We start from the raw sequence: 15,767 nt of genomic DNA on the forward strand, positions 1-15,767 counted from the left end.
TGTCTGGTTTACTACCCGATACTTGGCCTAGACTGATTAACATCAGCTACGCCCCGCGTCCCGCTTCGTTTTTAAGGCCTCTTGCATGTCCGATCCTCGTTATCAGGTCGACGTCAGCGTCGTCACCCGCTATCTGGCAGAACAATCGCAACCCGAGCAAAACCGCTTTGCCTTCGCCTATACCATCACCGTGCACAACAATGGCGAATTACCCGCCAAGCTGTTGTCGCGGCACTGGGTGATCACCGATGGAGACGGACATGTCGAAGAGGTTCGCGGTGCCGGCGTTGTTGGTCAGCAACCGTTGATCGATGCGGGCGACAGCCACACCTACAGCAGCGGTACCGTCATGACTTCCAAGGTCGGTACGATGCAGGGCACCTATGAAATGGTTGCCAATGACGGCAAGCACTTCGACGCTGTCATTGCGCCCTTCCGGCTGGCGGTGCCCGGAGCCTTGCACTGATGGCGACGTATGCCGTCGGCGATCTGCAAGGTTGCCTTCAAGCGTTGCAATGCCTGCTCAAGCAAGTCGCCTTCGACCCTGCCAAGGACAAGCTGTGGCTGGTCGGCGATCTGGTCAACCGTGGCCCGCAGTCCCTGGAAACCTTGCGCTTCCTCTATAGCATTCGCGAATCACTGGTCTGCGTCCTCGGCAACCACGACCTGCATTTGCTGGCCGCCGGGCATAACATTGAACGCCTGAAGAAAGCCGACACCCTGCGTGAGATTCTTGAAGCACCAGATAGCGCGGAACTGCTGGAGTGGGTGCGCCAGCAAAAGCTCATGCATTATGACGAACAGCGCAACATCGCCCTGGTCCACGCCGGCATACCGCCACAATGGTCGCTGCGCAAAGCATTGAAGTGCGCCGCCGAGGTCGAAGAGGCCCTGCGCGACGACAACCGTTTTGCTCCTTACCTCGATGGCATGTACGGCAACGAGCCGCTGAAGTGGGACAGCGACCTCAAAGGCGTGACCCGCCTGCGCGTGATCACCAACTATTTCACCCGCATGCGGTTCTGCACCAGCGAAGGCAAGCTCGACCTCAAGAGCAAGGAAGGGCTCGACAGCGCACCGGCGGGTTACAAACCCTGGTTCCAGTTCAAGGAACGCAAGACCAAGGGCGTGAAAATCATTTTCGGTCACTGGGCAGCGCTCGAAGGCCAGTGCAACGAGCCGGGCATCTTCGCCCTCGACACCGGTTGCGTCTGGGGCGGGTCGATGACCCTGATGAACGTCGACACCCTTGAGCGCCTGCAGTGCAAATGCGACGAGCATGGCCATGCCGTGCCGCCAGTCGCCTCCCCTATTCCCGAACAAACGTCAGTCAGCGCCCAGCGCTAGACTGCGCTTTCAGCCGAGCCACAGGAGCCCGCCATGAGCGAATTCAAACGCATCCCCCCAGAACAGGCCCAGGCCTTGCGCGAGCAAGGCGCAGTGGTGGTCGATGTTCGAGATCCTGCAACATTTGCCGCGCTGCATATCGCCGGCTCGAAGCATCTGGACAATCATTCCCTGCACGCTTTCATCCAGGGCGCCGACCTGGATGCCCCGACGGTCGTGGTCTGCTATCACGGCAATTCCAGCCAGGGCGCCGCGGCCTACCTGATCAGCCAGGGTTTCTCCGACGTCTACAGCATGGATGGCGGTTTTGAGCTGTGGCGTACGACTTATCCTTCGGAAACTGCGCAAGGCACTTCCGAATAATATTTTTGTAACGCGCAAGCCCCCGGCTCCCGCGGGCTAGCGCGGTGGCAGACGAACGGTCAGCCACAACTAATTACGTATCCGCCCTTTACCTCCTGAATTCCCAACTATCCTTAAGCGCAGGCCATCCAAAACAGGGGAGAGCCGGTACACCGGCGCGCGGATCATCGGGAGTAGCTTTCGGAGTCGTCAGTTCCGAAAGAGTTCTGGGGGGTAAACAGCGACCGCCTGTTCGGTTGCTGCCAGCATCGACTGAATGATCCGGCGTCGGCTCCACGTATCGAGCGAGGTGACGTCATGAGTATCTTTAGCCACTTCCAACAACGCTTCGAGTCCACACGCCAGGAAGAACTCTCGCTGCAAGAGTACCTGGAGTTGTGCAAAAAGGACCGCAGCGCCTACGTTTCCGCCGCCGAGCGTCTCTTGCTGGCCATCGGAGAACCGGAGCTGCTCGACACCTCGACCAACTCGAGGCTTTCGCGAATCTTTTCCAACAAGGTGATCCGCCGCTATCCGGCCTTTGAAGACTTCCACGGGATGGAAGAATGCATCGACCAGATCGTGTCGTATTTCCGCCATGCCGCTCAGGGCCTGGAAGAGAAGAAACAAATCCTCTATCTGCTCGGCCCTGTCGGTGGCGGTAAATCGTCCCTGGCCGAGAAGCTGAAGCAGCTGATCGAGAAGGTGCCGTTCTACGCGATCAAAGGCTCCCCGGTTTTCGAATCACCCCTGGGTCTGTTCAACGCCACTGAAGATGGCGCGATCCTCGAGGAAGATTTCGGCATTCCGCGGCGCTATCTCAATACCATCATGTCGCCATGGGCCACCAAACGCCTGGCCGAATTTGGCGGCGACATCAGCCAGTTCCGCGTGGTGAAACTCTACCCGTCGATCCTCAACCAGATCGCCGTGGCCAAAACCGAGCCGGGAGATGAAAACAACCAGGACATCTCGGCACTGGTGGGCAAGGTCGATATCCGCAAACTGGAAGAGTTTCCGCAGAACGACGCCGACGCCTACAGCTACTCGGGCGCGCTGTGCCGGGCCAACCAGGGCCTGATGGAATTCGTCGAAATGTTCAAGGCGCCGATCAAGGTGCTGCACCCATTGCTGACCGCTACTCAGGAAGGCAACTACAACAGTACCGAAGGTCTGGGGGCGATTCCGTTTACCGGGATCCTGCTGGCCCACTCCAACGAATCGGAATGGCACACCTTCCGCAACAACAAGAACAACGAAGCCTTCATCGACCGGATCTACATCGTCAAAGTGCCGTACTGCCTGCGGGTCAGCGACGAAGTGAAGATCTACGACAAGCTGTTGTTCAACAGTTCGCTGGCGAAGGCTCACTGCGCACCCGACACACTGAAGATGCTCGCCCAGTTCACTGTGCTCTCACGCCTCAAGGAGCCGGAAAACTCCAACATCTACTCCAAGATGCGCGTGTATGACGGTGAAAACCTCAAGGACACCGATCCGAAGGCCAAGTCGATCCAGGAATACCGCGACAACGCGGGTGTCGACGAAGGCATGAACGGTCTGTCGACCCGCTTCGCGTTCAAGATCCTGTCGAAAGTCTTCAACTTCGATCCGCACGAAATCGCCGCCAACCCGGTGCACTTGCTGTACGTGCTGGAACAACAGATCGAACAGGAGCAATTCCAGGCCGAAACCCGCGAACGCTATCTGCGCTTCCTCAAGGAGTACCTGGCGCCGCGTTATATCGAATTCATCGGCAAGGAAATCCAGACGGCCTACCTCGAGTCTTACAGCGAGTACGGCCAGAACATCTTCGATCGCTACGTGCTGTATGCAGACTTCTGGATCCAGGACCAGGAATACCGCGACCCGGAAACCGGCGAGATCCTCAACCGCGTGGCACTGAACGAAGAACTGGAGAAAATCGAAAAACCGGCCGGCATCAGCAATCCGAAGGATTTCCGCAACGAAATCGTCAACTTCGTGTTGCGCGCCCGGGCCAACAACAACGGCAAGAATCCAACCTGGCTCAGCTACGAAAAACTGCGGGTGGTCATCGAGAAGAAAATGTTCTCCAACACCGAGGACCTCCTGCCGGTCATCAGCTTCAACGCCAAGGCCAGCAAAGAGGACCAGCAGAAGCACAACGACTTCGTCACACGGATGGTCGAGCGGGGTTACACCGACAAACAGGTACGACTGCTGTCCGAGTGGTACCTGCGGGTCAGAAAATCACAATAACCCGCTGCCGGTCAGACCGGTTGTCGTCAGCCAGAGACCTGTGTACGCATTTTCTGTTACACAGGCCTCTGGAAGGTGTTCGAAAGTCGGTAGCGAGTTCAGGCAGCATCCAAAGCGCTTGGGGGAGCGTTGAATATCCCTTGGCTCCCGGTCCGATGCTGCATCACCGCTCGCCCCTTTCAGGACAGCTTCTAAGGAGCAGTCATGAGCTATGTGATCGACCGACGTCTCAATGGCAAGAACAAGAGCACGGTAAACCGTCAGCGGTTTCTGCGGCGCTACCGTGATCACATCAAAAAGGCTGTCGAAGAGGCGGTCAGCCGGCGCTCCATTACCGATATGGAACACGGCGAACAGATCAGCATTCCCGGCCGCGACATCGACGAGCCGGTGCTTCACCACGGTCGTGGCGGCAAGCAGACTGTCGTGCATCCGGGTAACAAGGAATTCACCAGTGGCGAGCACATTGCCCGTCCGCCCGGAGGTGGTGGCGGCAGAGGCCCGGGCAAGGCCGGCAACTCGGGTGAAGGGATGGACGAATTCGTCTTCCAGATCACCCAGGAAGAATTCCTCGAGTTCATGTTCGAGGACCTTGAGCTGCCAAACCTGGTCAAGCGCAACCTGACCGGCACCGATACCTTCAAGACCGTACGCGCAGGGATCAGTAACGAAGGCAACCCGTCGCGGATCAATATCATCCGCACCTTGCGTTCGGCCCATGCACGGCGCATCGCCCTGTCCGGCAGCAGCCGGGCGAAATTGCGCGAAGCCAAAGAAGAACTCCTGCGACTTAAGCGGGATGAACCTGACAACTTCGGCGATATTCAGGAAATCGAGGCCGAAATCGAAAAGCTCAGCGCGCGCATTCACCGCGTGCCGTTTCTCGATACCTTCGACCTCAAATATAACCTGCTGATCAAGCAACCCAACCCCAGCTCCAAGGCCGTGATGTTCTGCCTGATGGACGTATCCGGCTCCATGACCCAGGCAACCAAGGACATTGCCAAGCGCTTCTTTATCCTGCTGTATCTGTTCCTCAAGCGTAACTACGACAAGATCGACGTCGTGTTCATCCGGCACCACACCAGCGCCCGGGAAGTGGATGAGGAAGAGTTTTTCTACTCCCGCGAGACCGGCGGCACCATCGTTTCCAGCGCGTTGAAACTGATGCAGGAGATCATGGCCGAACGCTATCCGAGCAACGAGTGGAACATCTATGCCGCCCAGGCCTCCGACGGCGACAACTGGAATGACGACTCGCCGATCTGCCGCGATATCCTGATCAACCAGATCATGCCGTTTGTGCAGTACTACACTTACGTTGAGATCACCCCCCGCGAACACCAGGCCTTATGGTTCGAATACGAGCGTATCGCCGAAGCCTTTTCTGACACTTTTGCCCAGCAACAACTGGTCTCGGCCGGGGATATCTATCCGGTCTTCCGTGAACTCTTCCAGCGCAGGTTAGTGACATGACCGCCAAAGAGCAGAAGCGCCAACCCATTTCCACCGGCTCCGAATGGACGTTCGAGCTGATCCAGGCCTACGACCGCGAAATCAGCCGTATCGCGGCTCGCTATGCACTCGATACCTACCCCAACCAGATCGAAGTGATCACGGCCGAGCAGATGATGGACGCCTATGCCTCCGTCGGCATGCCGCTGGGGTATCACCATTGGTCCTACGGCAAACACTTCCTCAGTACCGAAAAATCCTACTCTCGCGGTCAGATGGGGCTGGCCTACGAGATCGTGATCAATTCAGACCCGTGCATTGCCTATCTGATGGAAGAAAACACCATCTGCATGCAGGCCCTCGTGGTGGCCCACGCCTGCTACGGGCACAACAGCTTCTTCAAAGGCAATTACCTGTTCCGCACCTGGACCGACGCGAGCTCGATCATCGATTATCTGGTGTTCGCCAAGCAGTACATCATGCAGTGCGAAGAGCGCCACGGCATCGATGCGGTCGAGGACCTGCTGGACTCCTGCCATGCACTGATGAACTACGGGGTTGACCGCTACAAACGCCCTTACCCGATTTCCGCTGAAGAGGAACGTCGTCGGCAAAAGGATCGGGAAGAGCATTTGCAGAAGCAGATCAACGATCTGTGGCGCACCATTCCAAAAGGCGCGGACAAGTACAGCGACAAGGACAACGCTCGTTTCCCCGCCGAACCCCAGGAAAACATCCTGTACTTCATCGAAAAACATGCGCCGCTGCTGGAACCGTGGCAGCGCGAGATCGTGCGCATCGTGCGCAAAATCGCGCAGTACTTTTACCCACAACGCCAGACTCAGGTGATGAACGAAGGCTGGGCGACGTTCTGGCATTACACCCTGATGAACGACCTGTACGACGAAGGGCTGGTCACCGACGGTTTCATGATGGAGTTCCTGACGTCCCACACCAGCGTGGTCTTTCAGCCGGGTTTCGACAGCCCGTACTACAACGGAATCAATCCCTACACCTTGGGGTTTGCCATGTACCGGGACATCCGGCGCATGTGTGAACATCCTACCGAAGAGGACTACCGCTGGTTCCCTGAGATTGCCGGTACCGACTGGCTGTCGAGCATCAAGTTCGCCATGAGCAGTTTCAAGGATGAAAGCTTCATCCTGCAGTACCTGTCACCCCAGGTGATCCGTGACCTGAAGCTGTTCAGCATTCTTGATGACGATCAGAAGGACGATCTGCTGGTGCCGGCCATTCATGACGAAGATGGCTACCGCACCATTCGTGAAACCCTTGCTGCGCAGTACAACCTGGGCAATCGCGAACCCAACATCCAGATCTACAGCATCGACCGCCGTGGCGACCGATCGCTGACCCTTCGTCACCAGCAACACGACCGCAAACCGCTGGGCGAGTCTACCGAGGAAGTGCTCAAGCACTTGCACCGACTCTGGGGCTTCGACATTCACCTGGAAACCCTGCAAGGGGATCAGGTGATGAAAACCCATCATGTTCCGCCCAGAAGCGAGCACAGCGAAGGCGATTACGGCCGGTTGGACCTGGCCGTTATCCATCTTTGACCCTTTTTCAGCCTCCGGAAGTTCGACGCAACGGTTATTCTGTCGAGCTAACGGAGGTTTTTTATGCAGATCTATAAAGTCGGCGGCGCGGTTCGTGATCGGCTGCTGGGCAAACCTGTCACTGATATCGACTGGGTCGTGGTCGGGGCCACCACTGAAGAAATGCTCGCCAAGGGCTTTCGCCCGGTAGGGGCTGACTTCCCGGTGTTTCTTCACCCGAAAAGCGGTGAGGAATACGCCCTCGCCCGGACCGAACGCAAAAGCGGACGCGGCTATGGCGGCTTCACCTTTCACGCCAGCCCCGAAGTGACGCTCGAAGAAGACCTGATCCGTCGTGACCTGACGATCAACGCGATGGCCGAAGACGATCAACAGAATCTAACTGACCCTTACCATGGGCAGCGCGATCTCGAATCTCGCATTCTCCGTCACGTTTCCCCCGCCTTCGCCGAAGATCCGCTCCGTGTGCTGCGTGTTGCGCGCTTTGCTGCTCGTTATGCGGAACTGGGTTTCACCGTCGCACCTGAAACGCTGGACTTGATGCGCCAACTCAGCGAGTCGGGTGAACTGGAAGCATTGACCGCCGAACGCAGCTGGAAGGAAATTTCCCGCGCACTGATGGAAGATCAGCCACAAGTGTTCATCCAGGTGCTGCGCGACTGCACAGCGCTGAAGGTGTTGATGCCGGAAGTCGACGCACTGTTTGGAGTCCCCCAGCCGGAAGCCCACCATCCGGAAATCGACACGGGCGTGCACACCTTGAGCGTGCTCGAACAGGCCGCACTGCACAAACAACCGCTGACTGTGCGCTGGGCTTGCCTGCTGCATGACCTGGGCAAAGGACTGACGCCGGAAGAAGAATGGCCCCGGCACATTGCTCATGAGCACAAAGGCCTGAAGCTGATCAAAGCGGTCAATGAACGCTTCAAGGCGCCGAAGGACTGCCAGGAATTGGCGCTGTTGGTGGGCCAGTATCACACCCACGGCCATCGCGCCCTGGAGCTGAAGCCTTCAACGTTGCTAGAGTTGCTGCAGAGCTTTGACGTGTACCGTCGGCCGCAGCGGTTCGAAGAGTTTATTGCCGCGTGCGAAATGGACGCGCGTGGGCGCAAAGGGTTGGAACAAAGAAGTTATCCACAAGCGGACTATTTGCGCGGGGCGGCGACTGCGGCGCGGAGCGTGGCGGTTCAGCCGTTGCTGGAGAAGGGATTCACGGGGCCGGAGTTGGGTGAGGCGATCAAGCGGGAACGGCTCAAGGCGTTGAAGGCCTACAAGGAAGCGGCGTCTGCCTGAAAAGCTTCGCGGGCAAGCCTCGCTCCTACAGGGGTACGCGATCACCTGTAGGAGCGAGACTTGCCCGCGAAGGCGTCATCCGCCTCACAACAAATTCGAAGAGGTCAGCTGCACGCCTCGCCACTCAAACGCCACCGGCGCCAACACCTGATCAATCTGCGCTTCGGCCCACAACGTCGCAAAGCTTTTGCCCACACCCGGATGCACACGATCCGGCGCAATCAGCGACAACGGCCACAACACAAAGGCATTTTTGAGAATTTCAGCCCTTGGCAGAATCAGGCCATCGAAGTTGCCCACAAGGTCGCCGAACAGCAAAACGTCGATATCCAGCGGCAAACCCTTGCGGTCCGGCGCATAGCGGCCATTGTCCGCCTCAATGAATTTCAACCGGCGGTCCAGCTCCATCAGCGGCAGATCGGTGTAAGCCGACACCACGAAATTGAAAAACGGCCCGCTCTTGATTCCCACAGGCTGGCTTTCGAACACCGCCGAGCAGCGTATATCCACCAAAAAACCCGCCAGGGCTTCCAGGCCAGCCTGCAAATGGGTTTCGCGCTCGATATTGCTACCGAGCCCGAGATACACCTGAGTCAGCGACATCCGCGCTCGATCTCCACGCCCACACCACCGGTGGCCGCCGGGACGGCGCCTGGCTTGGTCAACTTGAGGCGCATCCAGGTAATGCTGAATTCGCTCATCAGTACTTCAACCAGACGCTCGGCAAAGGTTTCGACCAGCTGGAACTGCGCCTGCTCGGCAAAGGTCTGGATGCGCGACGAAACGCTCGCGTAATCGAGCGCCAGGGTCAGGTCGTCACCGGCGGCGGCCGGGCGATTATCCCAGGCGAAGCTCAGATCCAGACGCAGGCACTGTCGGATGCCTCGCTCCCAGTCGTAGGCACCAATCACGGTGTCGACTTCCAGGCCCTCGATAAACACTCTGTCCAAGCACTCTTCTCCACTGCACGACAAGGGCGCAATGCGCCGTTAGAATCAGGGCGTCCTCGCCCGGAATAGTTAGCATGTTTTGGTTACTGGCGACCTTCGCCTACCTGCTCGGCTCTCTGTCCTTCGCCATTTTGCTCAGCCGCCTGACCGGTAACCCGGATCCGCGAATGAGTGGCTCGGGCAATGCCGGCGCCACCAACATGTTACGCCTGGCCGGCAAGAAGCTCGCCATCCTGACCCTCATCGGCGACCTCTGCAAAGGCCTGCTGCCGGTGTTGATCGCAGGCATTGCGGGCCTTTCGCTGCAAGAACAGGCCTGGATCGGCGTTTGCGCCGTCATCGGTCACCTGTTCCCTCTGTACTTTCGCTTTCGCGGCGGCAAGGGTGTCGCCACGGCCGCTGGCATGTTGCTGGGTCTTTACCCGCCTGCTGCCCTGCTGGCGGTCTGCGCGTGGCTGCTGACGTTCTTCCTGACCCGCACCAGCTCACTCGCCGCCCTGATCGCTACACCGCTGACCCTGCCGCTGCTGGCCTGGCAAGAACCAGCGGCGTTGCTGCCCATGAGCGCGCTCACGGGGCTGATCGTCTGGCGTCATCGCGGCAATCTACGCGACCTGTTTGCCGGGCGCGAACGGCATTTTTAGAGACCGCACGTGAGCGTCGCTCATCACAGCCCCGACAATTGCTCCATCGGCCAGCGCGCCTGAACACTGATCGCCAGGCTTTCATGCTGACCGGCCTGCAAACGCTGGCAACCGGCAAACGCGATCATCGCGCCATTGTCGGTGCAGAACTCCGGACGGGCGTAAAACACATCGCCCTTCAGGTCGCCGAGCATTTTCTCCAAGGATGTTCGCAACGCCTTGTTCGCGCTGACGCCGCCAGCGATCACCAGACGCTTCATGCCCGCCTGTTTCAGGGCACGCTTGCACTTGATGGTCAAAGTCTCCACCACGGCCTGCTGGAACGCCAGCGCGATGTCGCAACGGGCTTGCTCGCTGTCGTCCCCGGCGCTGACGCTCTGTTGCCAGGTGTTCAGGGCAAATGTCTTCAGGCCGCTGAAGCTGAAAGCCAGTCCCGGACGGTCGCACATCGGACGCGGGAAGGTGAAACGCCCTGCAACGCCCTGCTCCGCCAGACGAGCGATTTCCGGACCGCCGGGATAATTCAGCCCCATCATCTTGGCCGTCTTGTCGAACGCTTCACCGGCCGCATCGTCAAGAGTTTCGCCCAGGAGCGTGTATTGACCGATCCCGTCGACCTGAACCAGCTGCGTATGGCCGCCGGACACCAACAAAGCGACGAACGGGAATTCTGGCGGTTTCGCCTCCAGCATCGGCGCCAGCAAATGGCCTTCCATGTGGTGCACGCCAAGGGCCGGAATGCCCCAGGCAAAGGCCAGCGCCTGAGCGCAGGAAGCACCCACCAACAACGCACCGACCAGCCCGGGACCTGCGGTGTAGGCGATCGCATCGATCTCGGTCGGCACGCAGCCGGCCTCGGCCAACACCTGACGAATCAAGGGCAGCATGCGTTTGACGTGGTCGCGCGAGGCCAGCTCCGGCACCACACCGCCATAGGCGCGGTGCAGGTCGATCTGGCTGAACAGCGCGTCGGCCAGCAGGCCGCGTTCACTGTCGTATAATGCGACACCGGTTTCGTCGCAGGAGGTTTCTAATCCCAGTACTAGCATGGGTTTGCGCCTTGTTTAGGCTGAATTCGAAGGCGCGCATAATAGTCGCCATGCGATGCCCCGACTAGCGGTTTTCGATCAGAGGCTTTGCATTCCGAGCGATGAGGGGTTAACATCCGCAACCCTTAAAAACCGACGTCTTCAAGTGCTCTTTTGCCGCGAGGATGTTGACCCCGGTAATGAATGAAGGTAGCTCTGGATGCCAGCCGTCAAAGTAAAAGAGAACGAACCCTTCGACGTAGCTCTGCGTCGTTTCAAGCGCTCCTGCGAAAAAGCCGGTGTACTGGCTGAAGTTCGTAGCCGCGAATTTTACGAGAAGCCAACTTCTGAGCGTAAGCGCAAAGCAGCAGCCGCTGTTAAGCGTCACGCCAAGAAAGTTCAGCGCGAACAGCGCCGCGCCGTTCGTCTGTACTAATACACAGACGATCGTAGCAAGCTTCTGCCAAGCCCGGCCCTCAGCCGGGCTAATGGCATTTGCGGAAAACGCTTGATGCTTCACCGTCAAAGCCGCACATGCGACCGAGACAACCCTGCTTCACAGCGTCAGACCTGGCTCTTTTGCCAGCGGTGCACGTCTTTTCTGACGAGCCTTCCAAGGCTACTGACGAGCACACCCACTGATTCCTCTCACGACGATCAGCCCAAGGCACCTTCTTGCGTGCCCGCTTATGAGCTTTCCGGGGCCCTCGACTGGCCGCAGCGGATTCAGCGAAACACTTTCAAATAGTCGAATACTGATTGGTATTAACGTCAGTGGATTTTCGGCAGATACACTTCCCGACAGCGATTACGCAGACGACACTGGTCGAGCCGCACATTTTGCGCGCCTCAAACAACGACCCGCGTTCGGCCGCACTTCGTTTCGGTTCCATTTCAGCGCAGATGACGAGAACGCCATGGCCGGGCTAATTCCCCAGAGCTTCATTGACGACCTTCTGAACCGCACCGACATCGTCGATGTGGTCAGCTCGCGCCTGCAACTGAAAAAGGCCGGCAAGAACTACACCGCCTGCTGCCCGTTTCACAAAGAAAAAACCCCCTCTTTCAGTGTCAGTCCCGACAAGCAGTTCTATTACTGCTTCGGCTGCGGTGCTGGCGGAAACGCCCTCGGCTTCATGATGGACCACGACAACCTGGACTTCATCCAGGCTGTCGAAGAACTGGCCAAAGCCGCCGGCATGGAAATTCCCCGCGAAGAAAGCGGCCGGCCGCACAAACCGCGACAACCGACCGATTCGCCGCTGTACCCGCTGCTCACCGCCGCGGCCGATTTCTACCGCCAGGCACTGAAAAGCCATCCATCGCGCAAAGCCGCTGTGGATTACTTGAAGGGTCGCGGGTTGACCGGCGAGATTGCCAGGGACTTCGGCCTCGGTTTTGCGCCGCCCGGCTGGGACAACCTGTTCAAGCACTTGAGCAGCGACACCCTGCAACAGAAAGCCATGGTCGATGCCGGCCTGCTGATCGAGAACGCCGAAACAGGCAAACGCTATGACCGCTTCCGCGATCGCGTGATGTTTCCGATCCGCGACAGCCGCGGGCGAATCATCGCCTTCGGCGGTCGGGTATTGGGCGATGACAAACCGAAATATCTCAACTCACCGGAAACCCCGGTATTCCATAAGGGCCAGGAACTCTACGGCCTTTATGAAGCACGCAAAAACAACCGCAACCTCGACGAAATCATCGTCGTCGAAGGCTACATGGACGTCATCGCCCTCGCCCAGCAAGGCCTGCGCAATGCCGTCGCCACACTGGGCACCGCCACCAGCGAAGAGCACTTGAAACGACTGTTTCGCGTCGTGCCCAACGTGCTGTTCTGCTTTGACGGCGACCAGGCGGGCCGCAACGCCGCATGGCGAGCGCTGGAAGCCACACTGCCCTGCCTGCAAGACGGGCGACGGGCGCGCTTCCTGTTTCTCCCCGAGGGCGAAGACCCGGATACGCTGGTCCGCTCCGAGGGCACCGACGCATTCCGCGCGCGAATTAACCAGCACGCACAGCCGCTGGCAGATTATTTCTTTCAGCAACTGACCGAGGAATCCGATCCGCGCTCGCTCGAAGGCAAGGCCCACATGGCCACCCTCGCCGCACCGCTGATTGATAAAGTCCCGGGGGCCAACCTGCGCATCCTGATGCGCCAGCGCCTGACCGAAATCACCGGACTCAGCGGTGAAGCCGTGAGCCAACTGGTGCAAAGCGCGCCTCAAGACGCGCCACCGGCCTACGATCCGGGCGTCGATTACGACGCCATGCCGGACTACAGCGACTACCATCAGCCGCAGGCACAAGAGATGTACGTGCCGCAGCAGGAGTGGACGCCGAAGAAACCTGGCGCCGGCGGCAAGAAATGGGACAAGAAACCGTGGGACAAGAACGGCAAGCGCGGCGGTGATCGCGATCAACCGAGCGCACCGCGCACTCCGATTGCCGTGGAGGCCCCGACGCTGATCGCGCTTCGCACGCTCATTCATCACCCGGAGCTCGCCGGCAAGGTAGAAACCGCCGATCACTTCGCCAACGAGAGCAACACTTACGCTCAACTGTTGGTGGCCCTGATCGAGGCCGTGCAAAAAAATCCTAAGCTAAACTCAATTCAGTTGATGGCCCGATGGCACGGGACCGAACAGGGTCGCCTTCTCAAGGCATTGGCAGAAAAGGAATGGCTGATTAAAGGCGACAACCTTGAACAACAGTTTTTAGACACCATTACTAGGCTATCAGCCGGTCAACACACCGATAGCCTGGAAGCACTTATCAGAAAAGCAAGGCAACCGGGATTGACCCCAGAGGAAGCAAATCAGATCGCAAATCAGATGCGCGACCTATTAAAACGCAATATGGCAACACCAAACCCGACCTCAACTGGCGCGTGAGGTCATAGCTCAGGTATAATCCTCGGCTTGTTTTTTGCCCGCCAAGACCTTCAGTGGATAGGGTGTTATGTCCGGAAAAGCGCAACAGCAGTCTCGTATCAAAGAGTTGATCACACTTGGTCGTGAGCAGGGTTACCTGACTTACGCGGAGGTCAACGACCACCTGCCGGAGGATATTTCAGATCCGGAACAGGTGGAAGACATCATCCGCATGATCAATGACATGGGGATCAACGTATTCGAGGTTGCGCCAGATAAGGATTCCCTTATGCTGGCCGACGCCGATACCGACGAAGCCGCGGCCGAAGAGGCAGCAGCAGCGTTGGCAGCGGTCGAGACCGACATTGGTCGCACCACCGACCCAGTGCGCATGTACATGCGTGAAATGGGTACGGTAGAGCTCCTCACACGTGAAGGCGAAATCGAAATCGCCAAACGTATTGAAGAGGGCATCCGCGAAGTGATGGGCGCAATCGCGCACTTCCCTGGCACGGTTGACCATATTCTCTCCGAGTACACTCGCGTCACCACCGAAGGTGGCCGCCTGTCCGACGTCCTGAGCGGTTATATCGACCCGGACGACGGCATTGCGCCGCCTGCTGCAGAAGTGCCACCGCCAGTCGACCCGAAAGCCGTGAAAGCGGACGACGACACCGACGACGATGACGCCGAAGCAACGGATGACGAAGAAGAAGCCGAAAGCGGTCCGGATCCGGTTATCGCGGCACAGCGTTTTGGCGCTGTCTCCGATCAGATGGAAATCACCCGCAAGGCGCTGAAAAAGCACGGTCGTGGCAACAAGCTGGCAATCGCCGAACTGTTGGCCCTGGCTGAGCTGTTCATGCCGATCAAACTGGTGCCGAAGCAATTCGAAGGCCTGGTCGAGCGTGTTCGCAGTGCCCTGGATCGTCTGCGTCAGCAAGAGCGCGCGATCATGCAACTGTGCGTTCGTGATGCCCGCATGCCGCGTGCCGATTTCCTGCGCCAGTTCCCGGGCAATGAAGTCGACGAAAGCTGGACCGATGCACTGGCCAAAGGCAAAAGCAAATACGCTGAAGCCATTGGTCGCCTGCAACCGGACATCATTCGTTGCCAGCAGAAGCTGACCGCGCTGGAAACCGAAACCGGTTTGACGATCGCCGAGATCAAGGACATCAACCGTCGCATGTCGATCGGTGAGGCCAAGGCCCGCCGCGCGAAGAAAGAGATGGTTGAAGCGAACTTGCGTCTGGTGATCTCCATCGCCAAGAAGTACACCAACCGTGGCCTGCAATTCCTCGATCTGATCCAGGAAGGCAACATCGGTCTGATGAAAGCGGTAGACAAGTTCGAATACCGCCGCGGCTACAAATTCTCGACTTATGCCACCTGGTGGATCCGTCAGGCGATCACTCGCTCGATCGCCGACCAGGCCCGCACCATCCGTATTCCGGTGCACATGATCGAGACGATCAACAAGCTCAACCGTATTTCCCGGCAGATGTTGCAGGAAATGGGTCGCGAACCGACCCCGGAAGAGCTGGGCGAACGCATGGAAATGCCTGAGGACAAGATCCGCAAGGTATTGAAGATCGCTAAAGAGCCGATCTCCATGGAAACCCCGATCGGTGATGACGAAGACTCCCACCTGGGTGACTTCATCGAAGACTCGACCATGCAGTCGCCAATCGATGTCGCTACCGTTGAGAGCCTTAAAGAAGCGACTCGCGAAGTTCTCTCCGGCCTCACTGCCCGTGAAGCCAAGGTTCTGCGCATGCGCTTCGGTATCGACATGAATACCGACCACACCCTCGAGGAGGTTGGTAAGCAGTTCGACGTGACCCGTGAACGGATTCGTCAGATCGAAGCCAAGGCGCTGCGCAAGCTGCGCCACCCGACGAGAAGTGAGCATTTGCGCTCCTTCCTCGACGAGTGATCACAGAACCCCCGGCCCAGGCCGGGGGTTTTGCTTTGTGCAGATAAAATCCCCCGCACTTCCCTCCCGCCGAAT

14 protein-coding genes are annotated in these 15,767 nt (G+C 58.4%); 11 read left to right on the forward strand and 3 right to left on the reverse strand.

Annotated features, from left to right (window positions below):
- Window positions 1–85 precede the first annotated feature (85 nt).
- The 7 genes from apaG to J2Y86_RS15210 all read left to right on the forward strand — a co-directional run bounded on the left by apaG (window position 86) and on the right by J2Y86_RS15210 (window position 8,258).
- Complete coding sequence (apaG, locus tag J2Y86_RS15180) at window positions 86–466, forward strand: Co2+/Mg2+ efflux protein ApaG (RefSeq protein WP_253432810.1); 381 nt, start codon at window positions 86–88, stop codon at window positions 464–466.
- Window positions 466–1,347: a symmetrical bis(5'-nucleosyl)-tetraphosphatase gene (locus J2Y86_RS15185; RefSeq protein WP_253432813.1), complete on the forward strand. Its 882-nt coding sequence runs from the start codon at window positions 466–468 to the stop codon at window positions 1,345–1,347. The genes apaG and J2Y86_RS15185 overlap by 1 nt, the downstream gene beginning before the upstream one ends.
- A gap of 33 nt (window positions 1,348–1,380) precedes the next feature.
- A complete protein-coding gene (gene glpE / locus J2Y86_RS15190) occupies window positions 1,381–1,710 on the forward strand; it encodes a thiosulfate sulfurtransferase GlpE (protein ID WP_030130002.1) in 330 nt (109 codons plus the stop codon).
- Between the two features lie 297 nt (window positions 1,711–2,007).
- Window positions 2,008–3,930: a PrkA family serine protein kinase gene (locus J2Y86_RS15195; protein ID WP_008027052.1), complete on the forward strand. Its 1,923-nt coding sequence runs from the start codon at window positions 2,008–2,010 to the stop codon at window positions 3,928–3,930.
- Window positions 3,931–4,134: 204 nt separating this feature from the next.
- Window positions 4,135–5,406, forward strand: coding sequence for a YeaH/YhbH family protein (locus tag J2Y86_RS15200; RefSeq protein WP_010467159.1), 1,272 nt, complete (start codon window positions 4,135–4,137; stop codon window positions 5,404–5,406).
- A complete protein-coding gene (locus J2Y86_RS15205; protein WP_253432817.1) occupies window positions 5,403–6,965 on the forward strand; it encodes a SpoVR family protein in 1,563 nt (520 codons plus the stop codon). The genes J2Y86_RS15200 and J2Y86_RS15205 overlap by 4 nt, the downstream gene beginning before the upstream one ends.
- Window positions 6,966–7,028: 63 nt before the next feature.
- Window positions 7,029–8,258 carry a multifunctional CCA addition/repair protein gene (locus tag J2Y86_RS15210; RefSeq protein WP_253432820.1) on the forward strand — a complete coding sequence of 410 codons (1,230 nt, stop codon included), beginning with the start codon at window positions 7,029–7,031 and terminating at the stop codon, window positions 8,256–8,258.
- An 84-nt stretch (window positions 8,259–8,342) separates the two neighbouring features.
- Here the strand turns inward: J2Y86_RS15210 and folK are convergent, their stop codons facing one another.
- Complete coding sequence (gene folK, locus J2Y86_RS15215) at window positions 8,343–8,861, reverse strand: 2-amino-4-hydroxy-6-hydroxymethyldihydropteridine diphosphokinase (RefSeq protein WP_253432824.1); 519 nt, start codon at window positions 8,859–8,861, stop codon at window positions 8,343–8,345.
- Window positions 8,852–9,208, reverse strand: a complete 357-nt coding sequence (gene folB, locus J2Y86_RS15220; RefSeq protein WP_253432829.1) for a dihydroneopterin aldolase — start codon at window positions 9,206–9,208, stop codon at window positions 8,852–8,854. Before folB ends, folK begins: the two co-directional genes overlap by 10 nt.
- A gap of 74 nt (window positions 9,209–9,282) precedes the next feature.
- Here folB and plsY point away from each other — a divergent pair, with 74 nt between their 5' ends.
- Window positions 9,283–9,852, forward strand: coding sequence for a glycerol-3-phosphate 1-O-acyltransferase PlsY (gene plsY, locus J2Y86_RS15225; protein ID WP_017341125.1), 570 nt, complete (start codon window positions 9,283–9,285; stop codon window positions 9,850–9,852).
- Window positions 9,853–9,875: 23 nt separating this feature from the next.
- Here the strand turns inward: plsY and tsaD are convergent, their stop codons facing one another.
- On the reverse strand, window positions 9,876–10,901 hold the full coding sequence (tsaD, locus tag J2Y86_RS15230; RefSeq protein ID WP_253432833.1) for a tRNA (adenosine(37)-N6)-threonylcarbamoyltransferase complex transferase subunit TsaD: 1,026 nt from the start codon (window positions 10,899–10,901) through the stop codon (window positions 9,876–9,878).
- Window positions 10,902–11,100: 199 nt separating this feature from the next.
- Between tsaD and rpsU the strand changes: the two genes are divergently transcribed.
- From rpsU to rpoD, 3 genes are all read left to right on the forward strand, one after another.
- Window positions 11,101–11,316, forward strand: a complete 216-nt coding sequence (rpsU, locus tag J2Y86_RS15235) for a 30S ribosomal protein S21 (RefSeq protein WP_002551877.1) — start codon at window positions 11,101–11,103, stop codon at window positions 11,314–11,316.
- Between the two features lie 481 nt (window positions 11,317–11,797).
- Window positions 11,798–13,777 carry a DNA primase gene (gene dnaG, locus J2Y86_RS15240; RefSeq protein WP_253440312.1) on the forward strand — a complete coding sequence of 660 codons (1,980 nt, stop codon included), beginning with the start codon at window positions 11,798–11,800 and terminating at the stop codon, window positions 13,775–13,777.
- A gap of 67 nt (window positions 13,778–13,844) precedes the next feature.
- Window positions 13,845–15,692 carry an RNA polymerase sigma factor RpoD gene (rpoD, locus tag J2Y86_RS15245; RefSeq protein ID WP_253432836.1) on the forward strand — a complete coding sequence of 616 codons (1,848 nt, stop codon included), beginning with the start codon at window positions 13,845–13,847 and terminating at the stop codon, window positions 15,690–15,692.
- The last annotated feature ends 75 nt before the right edge of the window (window positions 15,693–15,767 follow it).

Source organism: Pseudomonas migulae (assembly GCF_024169315.1).
Taxonomy (GTDB): domain Bacteria; phylum Pseudomonadota; class Gammaproteobacteria; order Pseudomonadales; family Pseudomonadaceae; genus Aquipseudomonas; species Aquipseudomonas migulae_B.